This window comes from Cellulomonas massiliensis JC225, from assembly GCF_000312005.1.
GTDB lineage: Bacteria > Actinomycetota > Actinomycetes > Actinomycetales > Cellulomonadaceae > Cellulomonas > Cellulomonas massiliensis.
On sequence record NZ_HE978588.1, the window covers coordinates 1788368 to 1792290 of the forward strand.

3 protein-coding genes, 1 pseudogene and 1 riboswitch are annotated in these 3923 nt (G+C 78.4%); of the genes and pseudogenes, 2 read left to right on the top strand and 2 right to left on the bottom strand.

What is annotated here, in order from left to right; genetic code table 11:
• Nucleotides 1-128: 128 nt before the first annotated feature.
• Together purN and purH are read left to right on the top strand one after the other, a co-directional pair.
• A complete protein-coding gene (purN, locus tag HGCM_RS08545) occupies nt 129-764 on the top strand; it encodes a phosphoribosylglycinamide formyltransferase (protein ID WP_019136432.1) in 636 nt (211 codons plus the stop codon).
• 43 nt (nt 765-807) lie between these two features.
• Nucleotides 808-893: riboswitch (ZMP/ZTP riboswitch) on the top strand.
• A gap of 29 nt (nt 894-922) precedes the next feature.
• On the top strand, nt 923-2554 hold the full coding sequence (purH, locus tag HGCM_RS08550) for a bifunctional phosphoribosylaminoimidazolecarboxamide formyltransferase/IMP cyclohydrolase (protein WP_019136433.1): 1632 nt from the start codon (nt 923-925) through the stop codon (nt 2552-2554).
• Between the two features lie 47 nt (nt 2555-2601).
• Here the strand turns inward: purH and HGCM_RS20415 are convergent, their stop codons facing one another.
• Together HGCM_RS20415 and HGCM_RS20420 are read right to left on the bottom strand one after the other, a co-directional pair.
• Nucleotides 2602-2964 carry an oxidoreductase C-terminal domain-containing protein gene (locus HGCM_RS20415; RefSeq protein ID WP_246119448.1) on the bottom strand — a complete coding sequence of 121 codons (363 nt, stop codon included), beginning with the start codon at nt 2962-2964 and terminating at the stop codon, nt 2602-2604.
• 80 nt (nt 2965-3044) lie between these two features.
• A pseudogene (locus HGCM_RS20420) lies at nt 3045-3890 on the bottom strand (FAD-dependent oxidoreductase); the annotation flags it as partial.
• Nucleotides 3891-3923 lie beyond the last annotated feature (33 nt).

Below are 3923 nucleotides of genomic sequence, written 5' to 3' on the forward strand. Positions count from 1 at the left end.
CCCGTGCCGGGCTCGGGCGGCGCGTACGGGTTGCTCACGCGCCCATTGTCCCCGATCACGGCGCCGCCGCCGTGCCGCCCGAGGACGCGGCCGCACGGGCGCCGACCGCGCCGGGGTAGGGTCGCGCCGTGCCGACGCCTCCCACCGCCGCCACCCGCCGCCACGGCCGCCTCGTCGTCCTCGTCTCGGGCACCGGCTCGAACCTCGCGGCGCTGCTCGACGCGCACGCCGACCCGGCGTACGGCGCGCGGGTCGTCGGCGTGGTGGCCGACCGGCCCGGCGTCCGCGCGCTCGAGATCGCCCGGGAGGCGGGCGTCCCGACCGCCGTCGTCGCGCTCGCCGACTTCCCGGACCGCGCCGCGTGGGACCGCGCGGTCACCGAGGCGGTCGCCGTGTTCTCCCCGGACCACGTCGTCCTGGCCGGCTTCATGAAGCTGCTCGGCGAGGCGTTCCTCGCGCGCTTCGGCGGGCGGACCATCAACACCCACCCGGCGCTGCTGCCCTCCTTCCCCGGGGCGCACGGCGTGCGCGACGCCCTCGCCTACGGCGTCAAGGTCACGGGCTGCACCGTCATGGTGGTCGACGCGGGCGTCGACACCGGCCCCGTGCTGGCGCAGGCGGCCGTGCCCGTGCTCGACGACGACGACGAGGCGGCGCTGCACGAGCGCATCAAGGTCGTGGAGCGCGAGCTGCTCGTCGACGTCGTGGGCCGCGTCGCCCGGGAGGGCCTCACGGTCGAGGGGCGCACCGCCCGCATCGGCTGAGCCCGCGCCGCGCGGCGGCCTCCCGACGCACCTCGCGTAGACTCGTCCCGGTCGTGACTGGCGAGGGTGGACAACCACCGGGGAGCGGCCGCACCGCCCTGTCGTGCACCGCCCGCCTGGGTGCCGGGTCCGAACGCCGTCGCGACCCTGGAGAGTCCATGACCGCCCACGTGACCCCCGTCGAGCCCGTCACCGACCCGACGGACCCGAGCACCCGCCGCCCGCTGCGCCGCGCGCTGCTGAGCGTGTACGACAAGACCGGCCTCACCGAGCTGGCGACCGCGCTGCACGCCGCGGGCGTCGAGCTCGTGTCGACGGGCTCCACCGCCGCGACGATCGCGGCGGCCGGCGTGCCCGTCACCCGGGTCGAGGACCTCACCGGGTTCCCCGAGTGCCTGGACGGCCGCGTCAAGACGCTGCACCCGCGGGTGCACGCCGGGATCCTCGCGGACACCCGCCGCCCGGAGCACCTCGCCCAGCTCGAGGAGCTCGGGGTCGCCGCGTTCGAGCTCGTCGTCGTCAACCTCTACCCGTTCACCGCGACCGTCGCCTCCGGCGCGACGCCCGACGAGTGCGTCGAGCAGATCGACATCGGCGGCCCGTCCATGGTGCGCGCGGCCGCGAAGAACCACCCGAGCGTGGCGGTCGTCGTCGACCCGGCCCGCTACGCCGACGTCGCGACGGCGGCCGGTGCGGGCGGGTTCACGCTCGCCGAGCGCCGCGCGCTGGCGGCCGCCGCCTTCGCGCACACGGCGGCGTACGACGTCGCCGTCTCCAGCTGGTTCGCCTCCGTCCTCAGCCCGGACGCCACGGCCGCCGAGTCCGGCTTCCCCGCGGTCGTGGGTGCGACGTGGACGCGCGCCGACGTGCTGCGGTACGGCGAGAACCCCCACCAGGGCGCCGCGCTGTACGTGTCGGAGGAGGGGGGCGCGGGCCGCGGCCTCGCCGGCGCCACGCAGCTGCACGGCAAGGCGATGAGCTACAACAACTACGTCGACGCCGACGCCGCGTGGCGTGCCGCGCACGACCACGACGCGCCCGCGGTCGCGATCGTCAAGCACGCCAACCCGTGCGGGATCGCGGTCGGCGCGGACGTCGCCGAGGCCCACGCCAAGGCGCACGCGTGCGACCCCGTCTCGGCGTTCGGCGGCGTGATCGCGACGAACCGGCCCCTGACGGCCGCGGCCGCGGAGCAGATCGCCCCGGTGTTCACCGAGGTCGTCGTCGCCCCGGCCTTCGAGCCCGACGCGGTCGAGATCCTGGCGCGCAAGAAGAACATCCGCCTGCTGCAGGTCCGGGCGGTCGAGGGCCCGCGGGTCGAGCAGCGCCAGGTGAGCGGCGGGCTGCTGCTGCAGCGCGCGGACGCGGTGGACGCGCCCGGCGACGACCCGACGACCTGGACGCTCGCGGCCGGTCCGGCGGCCGACGCCGCGACGCTGGCGGACCTCGCCTTCGCGTGGCGCGCGGTGCGCGCGGTCAAGTCGAACGCGATCCTGCTCGCCGCCGACGGCGCGTCGGTCGGCGTGGGGATGGGCCAGGTCAACCGGGTCGACTCCTGCCGGCTCGCGGTCGAGCGCGCGAACACGGACGGGGCCGAGCGTGCCCGCGGCGCGGTCGCCGCGTCCGACGCGTTCTTCCCGTTCGCGGACGGCCTGCAGGTCCTGCTCGACGCCGGCGTGCGCGCGGTCGTCCAGCCGGGCGGGTCGGTCCGCGACGAGGAGGTCGTCGCGGCGGCCGCCGCCGCGGGCGTGACCCTCTACCTCACCGGCACGCGCCACTTCGCGCACTGAGGCGCGCGCGGTGCGGCGGCGGGCGAGGGCCGCCGCCGCACCGCGGCTCAGCGCGCGGCGTCCCGCAGCGGGCGACCGGCGTCCGCGGCCACCGCGCGGTCGAGCACGGGCGGGGCGGCACCTGCCAGCAGGCGCCGCGCGGCGCCGACGTCCCGCGGCCGGTCGACCGTGAGGATCGCGGCGAGCACGTCGCCCCGGAACCACAGGGCCGCCCACGGGCCGGTGCGCGGGTCGCCCCGCAGCACGACGTCGCCGCCCTCCGGCAGCCCGAGCAGCGCCAGCTCGTGGCCCAGCTGCGTCGAGAAGACGTACGGGACGTCGTCGGCCGGGGGGTCGGCGGGCTCCCCGAGCAGCGCCGCGGCGAGGTGCTCCGGCCCGCGCAGCGCCCCGTCCCAGTGCCCGCCCGGCACCCACCCGTACCGCGCGACCGGCGCAGCGCGACGTCGCCGACCGCGCGCACGTGCGGCGGCGCGCCGACGACCGCGTGGTGCTCGTCGACGCGGACGGACCCGTCCGGCTCCCGGGGCAGCGCGTCGCCGAGCCACCCCGTCGCCGGGCGGGCGCCGACCGCCACGAGGACGACGTCCGCCGGCAGGTGGTCGTCGGTCGTGCGCACGCCGTCTCCCCGCACCTCGACGACGCGGGCTCCCGTCAGGAGCCGGACCCCCGCGCGGGCGTACCAGGGCTCCGTCAGCCGTCCCACCGCGCCCAGGGCTCCCGAGAGCGGAGCGCGCGCCTCGACGACGGTCACCTCGACGCCGGCCGCGGCCGCGACGCCCGCCACCTCGGCGCCGATCCAGCCCGCCCCCACCACGACGAGGCGTGCACCGGGCGCGAGCGCCGCACGCAGCGCGGCGGCGTCGGCCGCCGTGTGCAGCGTGCGCGCCCCCTCCCAGCCCTCCGGGAGGACCGCGCGTGCGCCCGTGGCGACGACGAGCGCGTCCGCCTCGAGGTCGCCGTCGTCCGTGCCGACGCGCACGCCCTGCGCGCCGACGGTGAGCGCGCGGGCGGGCCGGTCGAGGTGCGCGGCGTCGGCCAGCGCCACCAGGTCGGCCCCCACCTCGTCGGCGAGCCACGCGGGCTCCGGGCGGTCGAGCAGGTGCTTGGACAGCGGCGGTCGGTCGTAGGGGGCGACGCCCTCGGCGCCGAGCACCGTCACGTGGCCGTCGAACCCCCGGGCGCGCAGGCTCGCGACGGTGCGCGCCGCGGCGAGCCCGGCGCCGGCGACGAGGAGGCGGCGGGGCGGCAGGGGCGTCACCCGCGCAACGGTAGTCTCACGGGTCAGGAGGCCGGTGATGGACCAGCGCGAGGGGGACGACGTGGGCGAGGTGGACACGTCCGCACGGACCGCGTCGCAGGCGCCGGCGCC